18 protein-coding genes are annotated in these 20,132 nt (G+C 67.3%); 4 read left to right on the top strand and 14 right to left on the bottom strand.

The window, feature by feature from the left end; genetic code table 11:
* Window positions 1–136 precede the first annotated feature (136 nt).
* Window positions 137–829, top strand: a complete 693-nt coding sequence (locus tag ATO4_RS20540) for a glutathione S-transferase family protein (protein ID WP_083593633.1) — start codon at window positions 137–139, stop codon at window positions 827–829.
* Between the two features lie 54 nt (window positions 830–883).
* On the opposite strand, the gene ATO4_RS20535 is transcribed toward ATO4_RS20540, so the two are convergent.
* On the bottom strand, window positions 884–1,768 hold the full coding sequence (locus ATO4_RS20535) for a LysR family transcriptional regulator (protein WP_083593631.1): 885 nt from the start codon (window positions 1,766–1,768) through the stop codon (window positions 884–886).
* A gap of 102 nt (window positions 1,769–1,870) precedes the next feature.
* Between ATO4_RS20535 and ATO4_RS20530 the strand changes: the two genes are divergently transcribed.
* Window positions 1,871–2,860, top strand: coding sequence for an aldo/keto reductase (locus ATO4_RS20530; RefSeq protein WP_083593629.1), 990 nt, complete (start codon window positions 1,871–1,873; stop codon window positions 2,858–2,860).
* 92 nt (window positions 2,861–2,952) lie between these two features.
* Window positions 2,953–3,435: a GFA family protein gene (locus tag ATO4_RS20525; RefSeq protein WP_083593627.1), complete on the top strand. Its 483-nt coding sequence runs from the start codon at window positions 2,953–2,955 to the stop codon at window positions 3,433–3,435.
* Window positions 3,436–3,522: 87 nt separating this feature from the next.
* Here the strand turns inward: ATO4_RS20525 and ATO4_RS20520 are convergent, their stop codons facing one another.
* The 10 genes from ATO4_RS20520 to ATO4_RS20475 all read right to left on the bottom strand — a co-directional run bounded on the left by ATO4_RS20520 (window position 3,523) and on the right by ATO4_RS20475 (window position 12,886).
* Window positions 3,523–5,172, bottom strand: coding sequence for a CHASE domain-containing protein (locus ATO4_RS20520; RefSeq protein WP_083593626.1), 1,650 nt, complete (start codon window positions 5,170–5,172; stop codon window positions 3,523–3,525).
* Window positions 5,173–5,474: 302 nt separating this feature from the next.
* Entirely contained in the window at window positions 5,475–6,272 is a 798-nt protein-coding gene (locus tag ATO4_RS20515) for an SDR family oxidoreductase (protein ID WP_083593624.1), read from the bottom strand.
* Entirely contained in the window at window positions 6,269–6,751 is a 483-nt protein-coding gene (locus ATO4_RS20510; RefSeq protein WP_083593622.1) for a DUF423 domain-containing protein, read from the bottom strand. Before ATO4_RS20510 ends, ATO4_RS20515 begins: the two co-directional genes overlap by 4 nt.
* 1 nt (window position 6,752) lies before the next feature.
* On the bottom strand, window positions 6,753–7,172 hold the full coding sequence (gene mnhG, locus ATO4_RS20505; protein ID WP_083593621.1) for a monovalent cation/H(+) antiporter subunit G: 420 nt from the start codon (window positions 7,170–7,172) through the stop codon (window positions 6,753–6,755).
* On the bottom strand, window positions 7,169–7,552 hold the full coding sequence (locus ATO4_RS20500; RefSeq protein WP_083593620.1) for a cation:proton antiporter: 384 nt from the start codon (window positions 7,550–7,552) through the stop codon (window positions 7,169–7,171). Before ATO4_RS20500 ends, mnhG begins: the two co-directional genes overlap by 4 nt.
* Window positions 7,549–8,022: a Na+/H+ antiporter subunit E gene (locus tag ATO4_RS20495; protein ID WP_083593618.1), complete on the bottom strand. Its 474-nt coding sequence runs from the start codon at window positions 8,020–8,022 to the stop codon at window positions 7,549–7,551. Before ATO4_RS20495 ends, ATO4_RS20500 begins: the two co-directional genes overlap by 4 nt.
* On the bottom strand, window positions 8,019–9,722 hold the full coding sequence (locus ATO4_RS20490) for a proton-conducting transporter membrane subunit (RefSeq protein WP_083593616.1): 1,704 nt from the start codon (window positions 9,720–9,722) through the stop codon (window positions 8,019–8,021). The genes ATO4_RS20495 and ATO4_RS20490 overlap by 4 nt, the downstream gene beginning before the upstream one ends.
* 7 nt (window positions 9,723–9,729) lie before the next feature.
* Window positions 9,730–10,107 (bottom strand): Na+/H+ antiporter subunit C, encoded by a 378-nt coding sequence (locus ATO4_RS20485; RefSeq protein WP_083593615.1) that lies wholly within the window; start codon window positions 10,105–10,107, stop codon window positions 9,730–9,732.
* Window positions 10,107–10,526, bottom strand: a complete 420-nt coding sequence (locus ATO4_RS20480) for a Na+/H+ antiporter subunit B (protein ID WP_083593613.1) — start codon at window positions 10,524–10,526, stop codon at window positions 10,107–10,109. Before ATO4_RS20480 ends, ATO4_RS20485 begins: the two co-directional genes overlap by 1 nt.
* Window positions 10,523–12,886 carry a putative monovalent cation/H+ antiporter subunit A gene (locus tag ATO4_RS20475; protein WP_083593611.1) on the bottom strand — a complete coding sequence of 788 codons (2,364 nt, stop codon included), beginning with the start codon at window positions 12,884–12,886 and terminating at the stop codon, window positions 10,523–10,525. The genes ATO4_RS20480 and ATO4_RS20475 overlap by 4 nt, the downstream gene beginning before the upstream one ends.
* Window positions 12,887–13,227: 341 nt before the next feature.
* Here ATO4_RS20475 and ATO4_RS20470 point away from each other — a divergent pair, with 341 nt between their 5' ends.
* Window positions 13,228–15,336 (top strand): S9 family peptidase, encoded by a 2,109-nt coding sequence (locus ATO4_RS20470; RefSeq protein WP_083593609.1) that lies wholly within the window; start codon window positions 13,228–13,230, stop codon window positions 15,334–15,336.
* A 190-nt stretch (window positions 15,337–15,526) separates the two neighbouring features.
* Here ATO4_RS20470 and ATO4_RS20465 read toward each other — a convergent pair whose 3' ends face one another.
* The 3 genes from ATO4_RS20465 to egtB form a co-directional block, all read right to left on the bottom strand.
* Window positions 15,527–17,644: a catalase gene (locus ATO4_RS20465; protein WP_083593607.1), complete on the bottom strand. Its 2,118-nt coding sequence runs from the start codon at window positions 17,642–17,644 to the stop codon at window positions 15,527–15,529.
* A 198-nt stretch (window positions 17,645–17,842) separates the two neighbouring features.
* On the bottom strand, window positions 17,843–18,799 hold the full coding sequence (gene egtD / locus ATO4_RS20460) for an L-histidine N(alpha)-methyltransferase (protein WP_083593605.1): 957 nt from the start codon (window positions 18,797–18,799) through the stop codon (window positions 17,843–17,845).
* 1 nt (window position 18,800) lies between these two features.
* The gene (gene egtB, locus ATO4_RS20455; protein ID WP_083593603.1) at window positions 18,801–20,066 is read right to left on the bottom strand and encodes an ergothioneine biosynthesis protein EgtB; all 1,266 of its coding nucleotides are present in this window, start codon (window positions 20,064–20,066) and stop codon (window positions 18,801–18,803) included.
* Window positions 20,067–20,132: the final 66 nt, after the last annotated feature.

Raw genomic sequence — 20,132 nt, 5'->3', positions numbered from 1 at the left:
ATCTGTTGACGAATTTGTGTGATCCTTTCGAAAATGCCCTGACTGCGCCGCGAACAGGCTCTGCGAGACGCCTCCTCAGCCGGCCGATGCGCATGCTGCTCGTGCCGCCGTCGCAAACAAACCGATCCCAGGCGAAATGTTGAAACTGCACCACCATCCGATGTCAGCCGCCTCCCGCTTCGTCCGGCTGGTGCTGGCCGAATACGGCGAACGCTGCGAGCTGGTGGAGGAGCGGCCGTGGGAGCGGCGCCGCGACTTCCTGATGCTCAATCCCGCCGCCAGCCTGCCGGTGCTGGTGGAGGACGGCGGGCCGCCGATCGTCGGCGGCATCGTCGCCGGCGAGTATCTCGACGAGACCCGGGGAGCCTTCCAGCGCGACAAGCGGCTGATGTCGGAAAAGCCGCTGGAGCGCGCCGAGGCGCGGCGCCTGACCGAATGGTTCCTGAAGAAGATGGAGAGCGAAGTCACCCGCTACCTGATCCGCGAGCGGGTGTTCAAGCTGGAGATGCGCCCAGAGGACGGCGGCGGTGCGCCCGACGCCTCGGCGATCCGGGCAGCAAGGGCCAATCTCAAGCACCACCTGCGCTATCTCGGCTGGCTTGTCGAGGAGCGCGACTGGCTCGCCGGCCCGCGCCTCTCCTATGCCGACATGGCCGCAGCGGCCTCCCTCTCGACCCTCGACTATATCGGGGAAGTCCCCTGGGATACCGAGCCGCAGGCCAAGGACTGGTACATGCGGGTCAAGTCGCGCCCCGCCTTCCGCATCCTCCTGACCGAGCGCATCCGCGGCCTGCCGCCGTCGCTGAACTACGCCGAACTCGACTTCTGAGCGACGCCAGCGCAGTCGCCGGCCGGCGGCTGCGCTGGAATCGCCTGGGCCGCATCAACTCCGGTAGTGATCGACGAACGCCCGCAGCGCCGGCCGCAACTGGCGGCGCGACGGATAATAGATGCCGAAGCCCGCAAATTCCGGCGAATGATCCGTGAGCAGCCGAACCAGCCGCCCTTCCTCGAGCTGGGTCGCGACCTGCGGCAGCATCGCGACGGCGATCCCGAGGCCCGCCAGGGCCGCGTCGACGCCGGCCTTGGTGTCGTTGACGGCCATCGCCGGTTTCGGCAGCGCCACCACGGGCCGGCCCGCCGCCGCAAATTCCCAGCGGTAGATCTCGCCGGTGTCGAAACGGCGCACGATCCCGGCATGGCCGGCGAGCTCGCCGGGCGTCAGGGGCGTGCCGTTCGCCGCGAGATAATCCGGGCTGGCGACGATCGCCAGGGACAGCGGCGGCCCCGCCGGAACGCAGATCATGTCCTGCTCGATCGATTCGCGCAGCCTGATGCCGGCGTCGAAGCCCTGCGAAGCGACGTCGACGAGGCCGTCGTCGAGAATGAGATCGAGCACGACGTGGGGATAGCCAGCGCGAAAGGCGGCGAGCTTCGGCAGCACCACGATCTCGAAGGCCGAACGCGAGAGGTTGACCTTCAGCGTTCCCGCCGGCTCGCCGATGCCGGCGCCGGCCGCGAGGACCGCCTCGGAAATCTCCGCCAGCGCCGGCGCCAGGCGCTCCAGCAGCGCCTCGCCCTCCGGGGTCGGCGAGACCGACCGCGTGGTCCGCTGCAGCAGGCGCACGCCCAGCGCAGTCTCCAGCGAGGCGACCGCGTGGCTGACGGCGGAGGGCGACAGGCCGCTCTCCCGGCCAGCAGCCCGGAAGGAGCGGAGCCGCGCGACGGTGGCGAACAGCGACAGCGGTGACAGAAGCGAACGGACCATTGATGAACCATATCGAACAGCCCGTGAAAGCGCGACGGTCTTCCCGGCCCCTTCCCCGCAGTCCATCTTGCCCGTCATCGCATCAGCGAAAAGGACACGACAATGCATCAGCGCAAACTCGGCAACGACCTCACCGTCTCGGCGATCGGCCTCGGCTGCATGGGGATGAGCCACGCCTATGGTGGCCAGGACGAAGCCGAATCGATCAAGACGCTCCACCGGGCCATCGAGATCGGCGTGACCTTCTGGGACACGGCCGAGGTCTATGGCCCCTTCACCAATGAACGGCTCGTCGGCAAGGCGCTGAAGGGTCGGCGCGACCAGGTGACGGTGGCGACGAAGTTCGGCTTCCGGATCGCCAGCGAGGAGAACGGCGCGGCCAATCTCGGCGGCACCGATTCGCGGCCCGACCATGTCCGCCAGGTCGCCGACGAATGCCTCGCCCGCCTCGGCATCGAGACGATCGACCTGTTCTACCAGCACCGCGTCGACCCGGATGTGCCGATCGAGGAGACCGTCGGGGCGATGGCCGAGCTGGTGAAGGCCGGCAAGGTGCGCGCCCTCGGCCTCTCGGAAGCCGGGCCGGAGACGATCCGCCGGGCCCATGCCACCCATCCGATCGCGGCGCTGCAGAACGAATACTCGCTCTTCACCCGCGATCCGGAGGAGACGATCCTTCCGCTCTGCGAGGAGCTCGGCATCGCGCTCGTGCCCTATTCGCCCCTCGGCCGCGGCCAGCTGACGGGCGGGCTGACGAGCCCGGACCAGCTCTCCGAAGGCGACTTCCGCAAGAACCTGCCGCGCTTCCAGGCCGACGCCATGGCCGCCAATGCGGCGCTGGTCGAGACGCTGAAGAGCCTTGCCGAGGCCCGCGGCGTGACGGCGGCGCAGCTGGCGCTGGCCTGGCTGCTCTCGCGCAAGGACTTCGTGGTGCCGATCCCGGGCGCCCGGAAGATCAAGCACCTCGAAGAGAACGCCGCGGCCGCCGACATCAAGCTGACCGAGACCGAGCAGGCGGAGATCGGCGAGAAGCTGGCGAATGTCGCCGGTGCGCGCTACCGTCCCGACCAGATGGCGATGACCGGGCGCTAGGCCGGTCGGCCGCTGCCCGCGGCGCGACGCGGGCGGGCATCGCCTGGAGGCGGGACGTGCCCGCCTCAGCGCAACGAATGGAGAGGGTGACAATGGCCGCCGACTGGAACCTGCCGCGCAAGGGAAGCTGCCGCTGCGGCGCCCTCACCTTCGAGGTGAGAGCGGCGCCGATGATGACGGCCGCCTGCCACTGCCGGGGCTGCCAGAAAATGGCATCCAGCGCCTATTCCCTGACGATGATGCTGCCCGATGAGGGCTTCGTCGTCACCGCCGGCGAGCCGGTGCTGGGCGGCCTCAAGGGCGACGACGTGCAGCACTTCTTCTGCCCCTCCTGCCTCACATGGGTGTTCTCGAAGCCGCGGCGCATCGCCGGTTTCGTCAACCTGAGATCGCCGATGCTGGACGACACCGGCGACATCGCCCCCTTCATCGAGACCTTCACGAGCGAGAAGCTGGCCTTCGCCGAGACCGGCGCGCCGAAACCGTTCCCGCAGTTTCCCGCGACCGACGACTACGGCCCGCTGATCGAGGCATTCGCGGCATGGGACGGACGAGGGCGAACCCCGGGAACGTGATTCGAAGACAGCGCCGGCGCGACATGCCGAACATCGGGAAATGCCGCGCGGCCGAGTCGTTGAAGCACGCCGGAGGCTCGCCGAGCCTCAGAGCCGCGAGCCCGGCACGGGCTGCGGCTTCCCCCGCTCGGCGAAGGGAAAGCGGATGAGGATGGCGAGGCGGCCCTCGCCCGCCCGCCGCTCGATCGAACCGCCGAGTTCGCCGCGAATCGTCATGTCGATGAGCCTGGTGCCGAAACCGGCCCTTTCGACAGACAGATCCGGCGCCTGGCCGCCCTGTTCCTGCCAGTCGATGACGAGGTCTTTCCCGTCCAGCCGCCATTCGACGACGAGCATTCCCTCGGGACTGGAGAGGGCGCCATATTTCATGGCGTTGGTGGCGAGCTCGTGGAAGGTCAGGCCGAGCGCCTGACTGACGGTTTCGTCCACCTCGACTTCGGGACCCTGCAGCCGGCAGCTCTCCTCGTCCTCGCCGAAGACCTGAGTGAGTTCGGCGGACAGGAGCGCGCCGATCTGCGCGCTGCCCCATCGCGACCGGGTCAGCATCTCCTGGGCGGCCGCCATCGCCTGCAGACGGGCGGAATAGCGCGCGGTGAAATCCTCCAGGCTCTCGGCGCGCCGGGCGGTCTGCCGGGCGATGGAAAGCATCCGCGCGATCGAGTTCTTGATGCGATGGTTCATCTCGCGCAGCAGCATGTCCTTCTGCGCGAGGTTGCGCTCGCTCGCCTCGTTCAGCGCGGCGACCGCCTCCAGCCGCCGGGACTGCACGAGCGACAGGAGCGCCAGGACGATGGCGAGGACGAGGACGAAGATCGCCAGCAGCGCCGCCGGATAGTTCGAGCCGAGCCGCTCGAAATTCTCCGTCGGGGACAGGCGGAAGAGCAACTGTCGGCCGGCGACATCGAGCTCTCGCTCGACCGCGAAGTGGGCGATCTCGGGCAGCAACGGCTCGCGCGACGCAAGGATCAGGTTCTCCGGTTTCGCTTCGCCGTCGAACACCTCGACATGGATCGCCGGCTGCGGCTTCTGAAACAGCGCGGCTTCCAGAAAGTCGCCGATGCGAAGCGGCGCATAGACGAAGCCGGGTTCTGCGGGGGGCGAGACGACGGAGGCCGCGGAGGCATCGCCGGCAGCGACGGGCAGATAGATCAGGAAGCCGAACTGCCGGTTCTCGTCGATTTCCTGGACGAGACGGACCGGCCCGGACGCTGCCGGCCGTCCCGTCGTCGCAGCGGCATCCATTGCCTGACGGCGCACGGGATCGGAATACATGTCATAGCCGAGCGCCACCTGGTTCCTCTGGTCCTGGGGCTCCAGCAAAATGATCGGCGTGCGCACCGGCTGGTCCGTCGTCGGCGGCCAGATCTCGACGGTCCGGCCGTAGCGGGCCGACAGTTCGTCGGCGACGCTCGGCGCGGCCGCGGCCGGGATCGTCGCGGCAAAGCCGATTCCCTGGATGCCGTCATGGCGTTCCGCCAGATCAAGCCCGGAAATGAAGCGTTCGAATGTCTCGGCCGAGATGCCCGGGCCATCCGCGGCGAGAAAGGCCCGCGTCGCGTAGAGCAGCGAGAGGTAGGAGGCGAGCTTTGCATCGACCCGGTCGACGGCGTCGTCGGCGAGTTGGCTGAAGCGGCGCCGATCGGCGGTCTCGCTGGAAACCCACAGCTGCCCTGCCAGCGACAGGCCGATCGCCGCCGCGAGAGAAAAGACGATTGCCGACGTGATCCGTTTGCGCAAGAATCCCCAACACCGCGTATCGCCCCGCCCGGAAGAGGCGAGTCAAGGGGATTCTCATAGGGGATCAGGTTGCGCGGAAAAGCAAAATCAACGCCGCGGCGCGTGCGAAGCGGGCATCTGTGCCCGTTGTGCAACGCCCCCAAACGCGATTTCGGGTGCCAGGCTTCGAGTGCCAGGCGAGGAACCGGCAGCACCGCAGCCGCAGTGTTCGTCTCCCCGCCGGCGGGGAGCGGCCGCCCGGCGACCCCGTTTCCGGGGGCAATTCGACGGCGAAGAGCGCGAAGCGCCCCTCGTCCGGGCGCTCAGCCCATGAACTGGCCGCCATTCACCTCGATCACCTGGCCGGTCAGGTAGCCGGACAGGCGGGCGCTTGAAAGAAACAGATAGGCCGGCGCGCAGTCCTCGGCGGTGCCGAGCCGCTTCATCGGGATCGACGCCGCGGTGGCGTCGAGCTTTTCCTGCGACGAGTAGCGCCGGTGGAAATCGGTCATGATGGTGCCGGGAGAGACGGCGTTGACCCGCACGTGATCCGGTGCGAGCTCCCGGGCGAGCGCCCGTGTCCATGTCGAGATGAAGGCCTTCGAGGAGGAGTAGAGCGAGGAGCCCGGGCTGCCGCCGACGATCGCCGAGATCGACGAGGTGTTGACCACCGCCGCGCCGCCCTCGGCCTCGCCGCCCTTCTTCAGCGCCGGAAGGAGCGCCGTCGTCAGCGCGACGACCGAGCGGACGTTGAGATCGACGACCGCGTCGAAGGCCTTGGCATCGACCTCCACCGCCGGGATCCGGCCGACCATGGTGCCCGCATTGTTGACGAGCACGTCCAGCGGCCCGCCGAGCGCGTCGAGGATCTGCCCGGCAAACCTCTCGCCGCCGTCCCGCGCCGCCAGATCGGCGGTCAGAAGCGTCAGCCGGCCCGTCTCGTCGTCGCCGAGATCCTGCAGGAGATCGGCCTCGGCATGGTCGAGCGTGCGTCCGGCATGGGCGATGACCCGCCCGCCGCTCCGCAGGAAGCCGCGCGCCACCGCCGCGCCGATGCCGCGGCCGGCACCGGTGACGACGATGGTCTTGCCCGCAAAGAGCGCCGTGTCGAAGCCGTTCATCGTGTCACTCCATCGATGCTTGGGGCGATGCTGGGGGCGATGTTTGGGGCGACGCTCGGGACGCTGCCGGTGGCCCCGGGCTGGCGGCTCGTCTCGGCCCGCCGGACCATGGCGAGGAAGCCCGCCACCGCCACCATTAGCCAGGCAGCGATCAGCATCATGCCGCCGGTCGGGGCCGCATTGGCAAAGAGCGAGGCGCCGGTCGCCGCGCGGGTCGCCAGATCGCCGGAGAACAGGATGACGCCGACGATGGCGGCCATCCCCGCCAGGCCGAGAAGTCGCGGCGCGCGGCCAAGAACGGCGGCGAGACCGAGCAGGGCCGGGCCGTGGAACAGCGCCATGGAGGCGGCGATCGCCACGAACCGGTCGTCGGAGACGACATGGGCGCCGATTGCCGCGCCGGCAACGCCCGCCGCGCCGAACAGGCCGGCGAAGACGATGAACAGAGCGGAGAGGATGCGCGAGCCGCCGGCCGACATGTCAGCTTCCCCGCCGGATCGTCGGCTTCACCTCGGCATTGGAGGCCGGATGCGCCTCCCCCGGCGTGTCGGACCCGCGGGGCTTCGGGGAAATCTGCGGCATCTCGTCGAGGACCGAGCCCGGCCACAGCTTGTAGCCGACGGCATAGGCGGCCTTGGCCAGAAGATGAGCCGACAGCGGCGCGGTCAACAGGAAGAAGGCGATGGCGGCGATCGCCCGCAACGTCTCAGGCCCCGAATCGGAGACCAGCGCCAGCGCCAGCAGGATCATGCCCGAACCGACCGCGCCGGCCTTCGAGGCCGCATGCATGCGCGTGTAGATGTCGGGCAGGCGCAACAGGCCGAAGGCCGCGATCGCGGCGAAAGCGGCTCCGCAGACGACCAGCAGGCCGGCAAGGATGGTGAGAGCCGTGTCGATCATCGGCTGGGCTTCCTCGATGTCGGCTTGTTGACCGTTTTGAACGCGTCGCCGTCGATCTTCCTCAGATTCAGCTTTTCGTCGTCGTCTCCGGTCTTGCCCCTGGCGAGGATGAAGCGGGCGAAGGCGACCGTCGCGAGGAAGCCGACGAGACCGAGGGCGATGGCGATGTCGACATAAAGCATGAAGCCGGTGTCGATGCCGATGACGGCGATGAAGCCGATGGCGACGGAGGTCAGCATGTCGAGGCCGAGCACCCGGTCCGGCAGGGTCGGGCCGATGATGATCCGGGCGATCGTCAGGAAGAAGGCGACGCCCAGCATCGCCAGCGACAGGTCGAGGCAGATGTCGAGGAACGTCCGGGCGAATTCGCTGTGGTTCATCGGAAGGCCTCGAGGATCTTGCGTTCGAAGCCCGACGCGATGTCGGCTCGCGCCCCCTCCGGGTCCGAGCAGTCGATCGCGTGGACATAGAGGGTCGAGCGATCCTCGGAGACGTCGACGGAGAGCGTTCCGGGCGTCAGGGTGATGAGATTGGCGAGCAGGGTGATCTCGAAGTCGCGGTCGACCTTCAGCCTGTAGGCGAAGATGCCGGGGGTCAGGTGCATCTTCGGCGACAGCACCATCACCGCGACGCGCCAGGCGGACAGGATCAGTTCGCGCAGGAAGAGCAGGAACAGACCGGCGATCCGGAAGATGCGGCTCATGTAGCCGCTCGCCCCGATCTCCCGGCGGATCAGGAAGAGCGAGGCCGCGCCGAGGAGGAAGCCGAAGCCGAGGTTGAGGAGCGTAAAGGAGCCGGAGACGACCGTCCAGACCAGCGCCAGGATGATGTTGATCAGGAAGAGGGTCATGACGCGCCTCCGAACACCGAGCCGAGATAGGCGGCGGGATCGACGACGCCCCGCGCGGCGATGTCGGTGAGTGTCGCCAGCCATTGCGGCAGCACCCCGGCGGCGACGATGAAGACGGCGAGGATGAGGAGCGGCGTCATGGACAGGGCAGGCGACGCCTCGCCCTCGGGATCGAAGCTGCCGCCGCGCGCCCCCGCCACGGCGGGCTCGGGCGCGTTTCGCCAGAAGGCGAGCGCGAAGATGCGGGCGCTGGCGACGGTCATCAGGAAGCCGGTGAAGAGGATCACCGCGCCGAGCCAGGGAAGCCCCGCCTGGAAGGCGCCGCGCACGAGGACGACCTTCGGCCAGAAGCCGGAGAAGGGCGGCAGGCCGGAGACGGCAAAGAGGAAGACCAGCATCAGCGCCGCCAGAGCCGGCTTGCCGCGCCAGAGACCGCCCATGTCGCGCAGCGAGGACGAGCCGGCGATCCGCGCCGCCGTACCGGCGGCAAGGTACAGCGCCGTCATCACCACGATCGAATGGAGGGCATAGAACACCGCGCCGGAGAGCCCCACCACCAGGTTTCCGGTGGCCGGCAGCAGCGGTGCCGCGGCTCCTGCGACGACGTCCGGCGCGCCGTCCGCCGTTGCGGCGCGCGCAGCGTTCGCCAGGGAACCGGCATCCGGCGCGCCCTCCCCGCCGACCAAGGCGAGGCCGGCGAAGATCGTGCCGATGCCGGCCACGACGAAGTAGTTGAGCAGCCGGCGGAGATCGCTCTGGGCGAGGGCTCCGAAGGCCCCCACCAGCATGGTCAGCGCCGCGACCCAGGCGATCAGCGGCGCCAGCTCGGCATGCTGGGGCGGAAACAGCATCAAAACGATGCGGATCAGCGCATAGACGCCGACCTTGGTGAGGAGGCCCGCAAACAGCGCCGACACGACGAAGCGCGGCGTGTGATAGGAGGCCGGCAGCCAGAAGTTCAGCGGGAAGGCCGCGGCCTTCGCGCTGAAGGCGACGAGGAAGAGGACGACGATGGTGAGCAGCGCTCCGTCATTCTCGAACCCGCCGGCCTTCTCGGCGATGTCGGCCATGTTGAGGGTGCCGAACAGGCCGTAGAGATAGCCGGTGGTGATCAGGAACAGCGTCGTCGCGACGAGGTTGAGGAAGCAGTATTTCGTCGCCCCGTCGAGCTGCTCGTGTTCCGAGCCGAGGATCAGGAGCCCGAAGGAGCCGATCAGCAGGACCTCGAACCAGACATAGAGGTTGAAGACGTCGCCGGTGAGGAAGGCTCCCGAAACACCGCCCATCATCAGGAAGAGAAAGGGGAAGAAGCCGTAGCGGCGCTCGGTGCGGTTGATCGAGACGCTGGCATAGATCGCCGCCGCGAAGGCGACGAAGCCCGACGCCGTGACGAACAGCGCTCCCAGCATGTCGACCGTGAAGGCGATGCCGAAGGGCGCCTTCCAGCCGCCCATCATCATCGTCTGCGGCCCCTCGGCCGCGACCTTCAGCAAGAGCAGCACGTCGACGAGAAGGACGAGGAAGAAGCCGGGGATGGCAAGGACGGGGTGCCAGTCGATGCGCTTGCGGATCATCAAAAGCATCGCGCCGAACAGCAGGCAGACGACGACGGGCGCGACGACGAGATAGTCCGACGGCGCCAGCGCGGCCTGCACCATCGCCTCGGTCTTCAATTGTGCGGTCTCGGAAGGTCCAGCCATCGAACGATCAATATCCCAGCGGCGGAGGGCCGTCATTCTCGGGTTCGGCGACGCGCATCTGGTCGGTGTCGTCCGTGCCGAGGTCCTGATAGGCGCGATAGGCGAGCACCAGGAGGAAGGCGAAGAAGGAGAAGGAGATGACGATCGCCGTCAGCACCAGCGCCTGGGGCAGCGGGTTGGCGACGTCCGTCAGCGGGACCGAGGCGCCCTCGGCAATGAGGGGCGGTGCGACGGAACTGATCCGGCCGGCCGTGAAGATCAGGATGTTCACGGCGTTGCCGAGCAGGACGACGCCCAGCAGCATGCGGATGATGTGTTTCGACAGAAGCAGATACAGCGCCACGGCAAAGAGGCAGCCGACGACGAAGCTGAGGGCGGTTTCCATCAGTCGCTCTCCCTTTCCTCGAGGGCGAGCGCGATCGAGCTGATCGAGCCGACGACGACGAGATAGACCCCGATGTCGAAGATCAGGGGCGTCGACAAAGCGAGCTCGGTCCCGAAGATCGTCGGAAACACCCACAGGCCCGTCATGAACTGGCTGCTCAAGAGAAGCGACAGCAGCCCCGCGACGACAGCCATGAACAGGCCCGCCGCAGAAATCGACAAGGGATGGAAATGCAGCGAGCGGCGAACGGCGACGACGCCGCAGGCGATGCCGTAGATCGCCAGCGCGGAGGCTGCGATCAGGCCGCCGATGAAGCCGCCTCCCGGCTCGTTGTGGCCGCGCAGGAGCACGAAGATCGAGAACAGCACCATCAGCGCCGTGAGATAGGGCGCGGTGAACCGGAAGATGACCGTCCTCATGGCGTCGTCTCCGTCGGATCGGGTTGAGGTCGGACGTTGCTGCGGCCGGCCCGGACACGGATCAGCGCCAGGATGGCCAGCCCCGTGGTCATCACCACGGCGATCTCACCCATCGTGTCGACGCCGCGGAAGTCGACGAGGATGACGTTCACGACGTTCTTGCCGTGGGCGATCGCGTAGCTGTAGCGCTCGAAGAAGTCGGACAGCACCGGGTCGAACGGCCGTTGCACGATCGATAAGAGGAAGAGCCCGAAGCCGGCGCCACCCACCGCCGCGATCAGGGCGTCGGGAAGCTTCTCGCGCAGGGGCCGGTGATCGGCGGGGGACAGCTTCAGCCGCGTCATCACCAGCGCCAGGATCACCACCGACAGGGTCTCGACCATGAACTGGGTGAAGGAGAGGTCCGGCGCGCCGAGCACCATGAAGATCAAAGCGACGCCGAAGCCCTGGATGCCGAGGGAAACGATCGCCGTCAGCCGGTTCTTGGCGACGACGACGGCGAGGATGCCGACGAGGATCAGCGCGATGACGATCCACTCGTGGAAGCGCAGCTGCGGCATCTGCGGCTCGGCCGGCAGCGCCCCGCCGAAGATCATCGGGACGAAGAGCGCGGCGGCGATCACCACCACGGTGACCGTCATGTAGTAGTCGAGCCGGCCGGACTGCAGGCGGCTCGTCACGAAGAAGGAGAACCGCAGGAGCCCGCGCATCGCCTGGTCGAAGCCATGATCCGGTCCCCAGCCGATCGCCGAGAGTACCCGGCTCGTCGCCGCCCGGATGGCATCCGAGGCGAGATAGATCGCGATGCCCAGTACGATCGTCGCCATCGACAGGGCGAAGGCGAGGTTGAGATGCGGGACCCAGGAGATGTCGATCGCGACGGGGCTGCCGATGGCGGCGCTCGCCATCGGGACGGAGAACAGCGCGTGGTAGGTCTGGTAGAACAGGGCGCCGACAAGCCCCAGGACACCGAGGAGAAGCGGCCCGAACCAGATGGTGAACCCGCCCTCGTGCGGATGGTCGATCGTCTCCGGCAGCTTGCCGACGAAGGGCTTCAGCGCGACGATGAAGGCGGCGGCGAACATCAGCGCATTGCCGAGGATCGCGGCTGCCATCAGCGCGATGTGATAGGCGTCGGCGTATTCCAGCGCATGATAGATCTCTTCCTTCGCCAGAAAGCCGACGAAGGGGGTGATGCCGCCCATCGACAAGGCGCAGAGAAGGGCTGCGGCGAAGGTCAGCGGCATGGCTTTCGCCAGCCCGCCCAGCTGCCCGATCTCGCGGGTGTGGGCGCCGTGGTCGACGGAGCCGGCGACCATGAACAGGCCGCCCTTGAACAGCGAATGGGCGATCAGGTAGAGCACCGCGCCGATCAGCGCGTATTCGGTCGAGACCCCGATCAGCATGACCAGGAGCCCCAGCGAGGCAACGGTCGTATAGGCCAGCGTGATCTTGATGTCGGTCGCCCGCACCGCGAGCAGCGCCCCGAGGACCAGCGTCACGGAACCGAAGAGCGGCAGCACCGTCGTCCATAATGCCGTGTCGCCGAGCGCCGGCTGGGTGCGCAGCAACAGGTAGACGCCGGCCTTCACCATGGTCGCCGAATGCAGATAGGCCGAGACCGGCGTCGGCGCTTCCATGGCGTTGGGAAGCCAGACGTGGAACGGCATCTGCGCCGATTTCGTGAAGGCGCCGCAGAGGACGAGGACGAAGATCGGCAGGTAGTACGGGCTGTCCCGCAGCGCGTCGCCGGCCGCCAGGATCTCGGTCATCGAGTTGAGGCCGGTGACCTCGCGGATCAGGATGAAGCCGGCGAGGAGCGCCAGGCCGCCGCCGCCGGTGATCGCCAGGGCCTGGATCGCACCGCGCCGCGCCTTCTCGCGCTCGTGGTCAAAGCCGATCAGGAGGAAGGAGGTGATCGAGGTCAGCTCCCAATAGACGAACAGCGTCATCAGGTCGTCGGCGAGGACGAGGCCGAGCATCGAGCCCATGAACATCAGGATGAAGGAGAAGAACCGCCCCTGGTCGCGGTGCCCTTTCAGATAGCCGCCGGAATAAAGGACGATCAGCGTGCCGATGCCGGTGATCAGAAGGCCGAAGGTCGAGGCGAGGCCGTCGATGCGGAACGAGAAGCGGACGTCGAAGGCGGGAATCCAGTCATAGCCGAACTGCACCACACCGCCGGCCGAGACCGTCGGCACGAAGCCGAACAGTATCGCAAAAGCCAGCGCCGGCGCCAGCGCCAGGATCCAGGCCGCGTGGGCCCCCATGACCCGCTTCAGGATCGGCGCGAGCGCTGCGGCGATGAATGGCAGGGCAAGGGCCAGTGTTCCTCCGGTCGTCGCCTCGATTTCCGCCATTCGTGATCCTTGCCGTTTGCCCGCCCGGCAAGACAGTACCGAACGCCCTCGTTCTATAAGAACCGGTAAAGCCGGGGGCAAGCGCGCCCGGAGCCATCATCGTTGGCGAGCGTACGGTTTCGCCCGTCGAGCCCGCCTCGGCTTGCGAAGCGCCACCGGACCGCCTAACTGCGGCGTCGAAATCGTTTCACCGAATTGGCGACAATGGTCCGGGTTTTCCTTACCAACCGTTGAGCAATGGCCGCGTCACTCCAGCGACGGTGGCTTTTTCGGGGAATTTGCGCTGCAATTGCCGCAAGATCCGCGGTGCGCCCGAAGACCACAAGCCAGGAACCCTGCCCGTGACGAAATCCTTCGCTCCCACCGCCGCGCTTCCGAGGCCCCCCCTTCCCGAGCAGCGACCGCTCCGGGATACCCGCCACGGCCGCGAGCGGCAGGATCCCTATGCCTGGTTGCGGGCGGCGAACTGGCAGGACGTCTTCAAGGACACCGGCCTTCTCGACCCGGCGATCCGGGCCCATCTCGAGGCCGAGAACGATTATCAAAAAGCCGTCATGACCGGCACCGAGGCGCTGCGCGAGACGCTCGTCAGGGAGATGCGCGGGCGAATCAAGGAAGATGATTCGTCGGTGCCGGCTCCCGACGGCCCCTATGCCTACGGCATCGCCTATCAGGCCGGCGCGGAGCATCCGCGCTTCGTCCGCATCCCGCGCGAGGGCGGCGAGGCGCAGACCCTTCTCGATGCAGAAAAAGAGGCGGCCGACCGGCCCTATTTCTCCCTCGGCGGAGCCAGCCATTCCGGCGACCATCGCTGGCTCGCCTGGGCCTATGACGACAAGGGCTCGGAATTCTACACGCTGAAGGTCCGCGATCTCGAGAGCGGCGAGGACCTTCCCGACGTCGTCGAGGACACCGGCGGCGGCGGCGTCTGGTCGGCGCGCTCGGGCGGCTTCTTCTATACCCGCCTCGATTCCAACCATCGGCCGAGCCGCGTCTTCTTTCACCGGCTCGGCGACGGCCCGGCGAACGACGCGCTGATCTACGAGGAGACCGACGCCGGCTTCTTCATGGGCGTCGGCAAGACCCAGTCGGACGAGTTCGTGGTGATCGACATCCACGACCACGAGACGTCGGAATGCTGGCTGATCCCCTCGGCCAATCCGGCGGCCGAGCCGCGGCTCCTCGCCGAGCGCGAGACCGGCGTCGAGTACGACGTCGACGAGGCGAACGGCATCCTCTACATCCGCACCAATGCCGACGGGGCGCACGACTACAAGCTCGTCACCGCCCCGGTCGATGCCATCGGCCGCGGCGAATGGGCGGATTTCGTCCCCCATGAGGACGGCCGGCTGATCCTCGACCACTTCGTTCTGAAGAACCACCTGGTCTGGCTGGAGCGCCGGGACGGCCTGCCGCGCATCGTCGTCAAGCGCCTGTCGGATGGGGAGGAACACGCCGTGGCCTTCGAGGAGGAGGCCTATTCCCTCGGCCTGTCGGGCACCTACGAGTTCGACACGACGGCGATCCGGTTTACCTATTCCTCCCCGACGACCCCCTCCCAGACCTTCGAATACGACGTCGAGAGCCGCGAGCGGGTGCTGCTGAAGACCCAGGAAGTGCCCTCCGGCCACGATCCGGACGCCTATGTCACGCGGCGGATCTTCGCTCCGGCGAAGGACGGCGAGATGGTGCCGGTCACGCTCCTCTATGCGAGGGACACGCCCCTCGACGGCACGGCGCCGTGCCTCCTCTACGGCTACGGCTCCTACGGCATCACCATTCCGGCGAGCTTCAGCTCCAACATCCTGTCGCTGGTCGATCGCGGCTTCGTCTATGCCATCGCCCATATCCGCGGCGGCAAGGACAAGGGGTTCCGCTGGTACGAAGCCGGCCGGCGCCGCAACAAGGCCAACACCTTCACCGACTTCATCGCCGCGGCCGACCACCTCGTCGCCGAGCGATTCACCTCCTATGAGCGGATCGTCGCCGAGGGCGGATCGGCCGGCGGCATGCTGATGGGCGCCGTCGCCAACATGGCGCCGGAAAAGTTCGGCGGCATCGTCGCCGTCGTCCCCTTCGTCGACGTCCTCAACACGATGCTCGACGACACCCTGCCGCTCACCCCGCCGGAATGGCCCGAATGGGGCAATCCGGTGCTGTCGGGGGAGGACTACGAGGTGATCGCCTCCTACAGCCCCTATGACAACGTCAAGGCCCAGGCCTATCCGCCGACGCTGGTCCTCGCCGGGCTGACCGACCCGCGCGTCACCTATTGGGAGCCGGCGAAATGGGTCGCTCGGCTGCGGGAAATGAAGACCGACGACAATCCGGTGCTCCTGCGCACCAACATGGATTCCGGCCATGCGGGAGCGTCGGGGCGCTTCTCGAAACTGGAAGAGATCGCCTATGTCTACGCCTTCGCGCTGCGGCTGATGGGCAAGGCGCAGTAGCGCAGGCCGCGAACGCCCGCCCCGAACGCTGCCCCCCTAACGCTGACGGGCGGCGCAGCGGCCGAAGCCGTCGCGCCGCCCGATGCAGCAGGCAAAGAAGTATCCGGAGGTGCCGGACGCCGCGACAAAACCGCGGCATCCGGCGCCCTTCATCAGGGCGCCATCTTGGGCGGCAGGCCGCCGGTTCCGATCAGACCACGTCGACCTTCGCCTCGCGGACCCAGTGACGCAGCTCGCGGCACTGGACGAGAAAGGCCTTCGCGTCACCCGCCGCGGTCATCGCGACGCAGCCCTCGTCGAGATCGTCCTTGATGCCGGCCTTCTCGAACAGCGCCATCGCCTCGGGCGAATAGGCGATGAACTTGCAATGGGCGAAGGCGTCGGTGACGAAGTCCTTGGCGGTGGCTTCCTTCGAAAGGAGCGTCGCGCCGTCCTTCGAGGCGAGGACCGCGACGGCGTCGTAGAGGATCGACGGCCCGCCATCGATCTTCTGCTTGGCCTCGATCCAGCTGCCGTCGCTCGCCTTCACGCCGCCGACCATCGGTGCGACGATTTCCATCATGGCACCCTCGGCCGTAATCGCCTCCTTCAGGCCGGCGAGCAGCGACGCGTCGACGCCGTCGGTGACGAGGACGCCGATCTTGCGCCCCTTGAAGCTGTCCGGGCCGTTCAGGATGATCGACAGCTTCGGCGAGATCGCGAGGTCCTGGATCGTCGGGCGGGCAGCCTTGGCCGCCTCCGGCATTTCCTTCAGCCGCAGGCCGTCGGCGACGGTCCTGGCGAGACCCTCGTCGACATTGCGCAGATGCGCGACGATGCGCGAGCGGATGGCAAGCGTCTCCACCTTCGACAGCTCGAAGGTGAAGGCGTTGCCGATGTGGGTCCGCTCGGTCTCGGTCTGCGAGAGGTAGAACTGCCGCGCCTGGCTGTAGTGGTCGGCGAAGGTCTCCGAGCGTACCCGCCGCTTCTGCCCCGCCATCTCCTCCGGATAGGTCGTGAAGCCGGCCTCGGGCGATTCGCGCGGGCCGCCCATCTCGCCGCCCCAGGAATTCGGCTCGTAATTCGCGCGCCCCCTCGGGTTGCGCATCGCCATGTGGCCGTCCTGCTGGAAGTTGTGCACGGGCGAGCGCGGCGCATTTACCGGGATGTGGGTGAAGTTCGGGCCGCCGAGCCGCTTCAGCTGGGTGTCGAGATAGGAGAAGTTCCGGCCCTGCAGCAGCGGGTCGTTCGAGAAGTCGATGCCGGGAACGACGTTGCCGGTCTGGAAGGCCACCTGCTCGGTCTCGAAGAAGAAGTTCTCGACGCAGCGGTCGAGGGTCATCTTGCCGACGATGCGGACCGGGACCTCTTCCTCTGGGATGATCTTGGTGGCGTCGAGGACGTCGAAGGCGAAGCGCTCGGCGAATTCTTCGTCGAAGATCTGCAGGCCGAGCTCCCATTCGGGATAGTCGCCGGCATTGATGGCATCCCACAGGTCACGGCGATGGAAATCGGGATCGGCGCCGTTCAGCTTCAGCGCCTCGTTCCAGACCACCGACTGCATCCCCTGCTTGGGCTTCCAGTGGAATTTCACAAAGGTCGACTTGCCCTGCGCATTGATCATCCGGAAGGTGTGGACGCCGAACCCCTCCATGAAGCGGAACGAGCGCGGGATGGTCCGGTCGGACATGATCCACAGCGCCATGTTCATGGCTTCCGGGGTCAGCGACATGAAGTCCCAGAAATTGTCGTGGGCCGTCTGGGCCTGGGGAAAGCCGCGGTCCGGCTCGGCCTTGGCGGCGTGGATGAGGTCGGGAAACTTGATCGCGTCCTGGATGAAGAAGACCGGGATGTTGTTGCCGACGATGTCCCAGTTGCCCTCCTTCGTATAAAACCGCGTGGCAAAGCCGCGCACGTCGCGGGCGAGATCCGCCGAGCCCTTGTTGCCGGCGACGGTCGAGAAGCGGACGAACATCTCGGTCTTCTCGCCGGCCCTCTGGAAGAGGTCGGCGCGGGTGATGTCCGACAGCGACTCGTAGGTTTCGAAGACACCGTGGGCGCCGAAGCCGCGCGCATGCACGACGCGCTCGGGAATGCGCTCGTGGTCGAAGTGGAAGATCTTCTCGCGAAAATGCTGGTCTTCGAGAAGCGTCGGTCCGCGCGTCCCCGCCTTCAGGGAGTTCTGGTCGTCGGAAACCGGCGCGCCGCCCTGGGTGGTCAGCGTCGGCACGTCGCCGCCGGAAACCTGGTGGTGCTCGCCGCCCTCCCCGACATAGGCGGATGCGGAACCCGCGCTCGGGCCGCCGGAAATCGTCGTCTTCGTGGACATGATCGTCCCCCGTTGTTAGCCAACTGAATGTCTGACGGGAGAACGCTCGCAGATGCGAGAAGAGTTCCAAAGAAGGTCCGCTCATTGCGGTCCTGCGACCGGAATTCGGCATGCGAAGGCCTCTCACGGTTCTGCCCATGAGAGGCCTCGGGGCGAAAGCGCGAGCCTACCGGCGCAGAACGCTCGTGATGATCTGCCTCAGGACGCCACCAGCCCCACCATTGCGAACAGCCCACGGTCGTCGCTCCAGACGGCATCCATGCGCCAGCCGGCCGCCTCGACCAGCACGGCAAGCCCGTCGACGTCGTATTTGCGCGAGTTCTCCGTGTGGATCGTCTCGCCTTCGGCCATCGCGAAGCTGCGGCCCTCGATGGCGAACCTTACCGGCCGCCGGGCCACGAGGTGCATCTCGATGGCCGACGTCTCGGGGTTCCAGCGGGCTTCGTGGGCAAAGCTCTCCACCGGTATGTCGGCGCCGAGCTCGCGATTGATCCGGGTCAGGATGTTGAGATTGAAGGCGGCCGTCACCCCAGCCGCGTCGTCATAGGCGGCGATCAGGGTGGGGGTGTCCTTCTTCAGGTCGCAGCCGATCACCGCGACGCCGCCCGGCCCCACATGCCGGCGCATGCGCTTCAGGAAGGCCATCGCTTCCCGCTCGTCGAGATTGCCGATGGTCGAGCCGGGAAAGAAGCCGCCGCGCCGTCCCGTCCCGGACAGGTCGCCGGGCAGGTCGAAGTCCTGCGTGAAGTCCGCCGTGACGGGCTCGACGGCCAGTTCCGGAAAGCGCGCGCGGATGCGCTCCGCCGAAGCTTTCAGGAAATCGCCGGAGATGTCGATCGGCACGTAGAGGCTGGGACGATCGAGCGCCGCCAGCACGATCTCCGTCTTGATGCCGGCCCCGGCGCCATATTCCAGAATCACCGCTTCCGGCCCGAAGAGGTCCGCGATCCGCCTGGCATTGGCCTCGAGGATGCCGGTCTCGGTGCGGGTCGGATAGTATTCCGGCGCCTGGGTGATCTCCTCGAACAGCTCCGAGCCGCGATCGTCATAGAGCCAGCGGCTGGGCAGCGTCTTTACCGGCCTGGAGAGGCCTGAAAGCACGTCCCGTCGGAATGCCTCGCGCTGCAGCGCCTCGGTGTCGGTCTTGTCGAGCATCTCAGACGTCCTCCGCCAGGCGCAGCCCGGAGAACTGCCAGCGGGCATCCGGCGGGAAGAAGTTGCGATAGGTGGCCCGGATGTGCCCTTCGGGCGTCGCGCAGGAGCCGCCGCGCAGGACGAACTGGCCGCACATGAACTTGCCATTGTATTCGCCGACGGCGCCCTCGACCGGCTTGAAGCGCGGATAGGGCGAGAACGGACTGCGCGTCCATTCCCAGACGTCGCCGAACATCTGGCGAAGGCCCTCTCCCGGCGCGGCCGGCTTCGGCCGCAGCCGCCCGGAGCCGGCGAAGTTGCCGTCCATGGACAGGCCCGCCGCGGCGTTCTCCCATTCGAATTCGCTCGGCAACCGCTTGCCGGCCCAGGTGGCAAAGGCGTCCGCCTCGAAATAGGACAGATGCGTCACCGGCGCGTTGGGATCGACGGGCTGGGCGCCGCGCAGCGTCATCGTCCACCACTCGCCGTCGCGCTTTTGCCAGTAGAAGGGCTTGTCCCACTTGTTGGCGAGGATGTCGGCCCAGCCGGCCGACAGCCAGAGCAGCGGGTTGGCGTAAGCCCCGTCCTCGATGAAGGCCATGAATTCGCCATTGGTGACGAGCCGGTCGGCCAGCCCGTAGGGCTCGAGCAGCGCCTCGTGGCGCGGCCCCTCGCAATCGAAGGCGAAGCTGCCGCCGCCATGGCCGATCTCGACGATCCCGCCGTCGAAGGAGATGAAGCGCGCTTCGCCCGGATCCTCCGCGATGCCGAGCGGCTGCGGGTCCCGGTAAGCCGGCTTCAGCGGGCTCTGGTCGAAGAGATGCAGGATGTCGGTGAGGAGCAGTTCCTGATGCTGCTGCTCGTGATGGCAGCCGAGTTCGACGAGCTCGGCCACGTCCGGCGAGGCGGCGCGGTCGAGCAGCGTCTCGACCGCCGCGTCGACATGATCGCGATAGGCGAACACCGTGTCCAGATGCGGCCGGGTGATCATGCCCCGGCGCGGCCGCGGCTGGCGCTCGCCGATGGTCTCGTAATAGGAATTGAACAGGTAGTTGAAGCTCTCGTCGAACACCTCGTAGTCGGGAAGATGCGGCTTCAGCACCATGGTCTCGAAGAACCAGGTGGTATGGGCGAGGTGCCACTTGGCCGGGCTGGCGTCGGGCATCGACTGCACGGTCGCGTCGGCGTCGGAGAGCGGCGCACCGAGGTCGCGGCTGGTCGCCCTGACATGCCGGTAGCGGTCGGCGACCGGGGATGCTTCGGTAAGGGGTCGGGAAAGCGGGGCCATGACGAGCCTCCAAGGTCGATTGCGCGATCCGATCGGTGCCCGGGCCCGACGCTTCGGGCCGCTGAC

It is taken from the genome of Aurantimonas sp. 22II-16-19i (assembly GCF_002088275.1).
GTDB lineage: Bacteria > Pseudomonadota > Alphaproteobacteria > Rhizobiales > Rhizobiaceae > Jiella.
This window is presented reverse-complemented; position numbering and strand designations above follow the sequence as displayed.